Annotated in this window: 1 protein-coding gene; it reads left to right on the forward strand. The window is 45.2% G+C overall.

Going from position 1 to position 848, the window contains the following annotated elements:
• Positions 1-275 precede the first annotated feature (275 nt).
• Positions 276-731: an IS200/IS605 family transposase gene (gene tnpA / locus HMPREF1022_RS16370; protein ID WP_035062196.1), complete on the forward strand. Its 456-nt coding sequence runs from the start codon at positions 276-278 to the stop codon at positions 729-731.
• Positions 732-848: the final 117 nt, after the last annotated feature.

An 848-nucleotide genomic window follows, 5' to 3' on the forward strand; every position in this document is an offset into this window, starting at 1 on the left:
TTGTGGGACATCAGCAGGATAAAAATTACCGCTGGTAATTGCGGATACTCGCCAGGGCAACGCCGCGCGGCGTATGCCTGAACAAAACTGAACAGCGGGCCGGATTTTCCGGCCCGTTTGCGTAAGGGGCTTTAGCCAGTTGAGCGAGCGTTTGCGAGCGAAACAGAAATCCACCCGCTATGCGGGTGGAAATAATTTGTTATACAAAAAACACCTTTCCCATACGATAGAGTTGTTCAAGCCCATCGTAATTTTTAAGGGAAAGGTGTTTTTATATGGGAACTCGAGTTCAAAGTTTAGCCCACACAAAATGGTTGTGCAAGTATCACATTGTCTTTTCTCCAAAATACAGGCGGAAAATAATATTTGCCAACATTCGAGAAAGTATCGGAGAAATTCTTAAGGACTTATGCAAATATAAAGGTGTTGAAATTATCGAGGGCCATCTCATGCCGGATCATGTGCACATGCTGGTGAGTATTCCTCCAAAAATCAGTGTATCAAGTTTCATGGGGTACCTGAAAGGAAAAAGCTCATTGATGATTTTCGATAAGCATGCAAACCTGAAGTACAAATTTGGCAATAGGAAATTCTTGGCGGAAGGATATTTCGTCAGTACGGTAGGACTCAATGAGGTAACGGTCAAAAAATACATTCAGCAGCAAGAGAAGCATGATATTCTGCAAGATCGAGTAAGTACCCGAGAATACCAAAACCCCTTCCAGGGGTAAGCCAAAGCGGCAAGGGCACTGGGCTTGAACAAAGTGAAAGCCAGCGCCTTTAGACGCTGGCCGGTAACAAGCCCTTATAGGGCTGGAGCAAACCACCCGCTATGCGGGTGGTTTTGA

This window comes from Desulfovibrio sp. 6_1_46AFAA (assembly GCF_000224635.1).
GTDB lineage: Bacteria > Desulfobacterota > Desulfovibrionia > Desulfovibrionales > Desulfovibrionaceae > Desulfovibrio > Desulfovibrio fairfieldensis.

Bases quoted from the DNA above. Each gene is read 5' to 3' on its own strand.
- tnpA (WP_035062196.1), top strand. From the start codon at position 276: ATGGGAACTCGAGTTCAAAGTTTAGCCCACACAAAATGGTTGTGCAAG.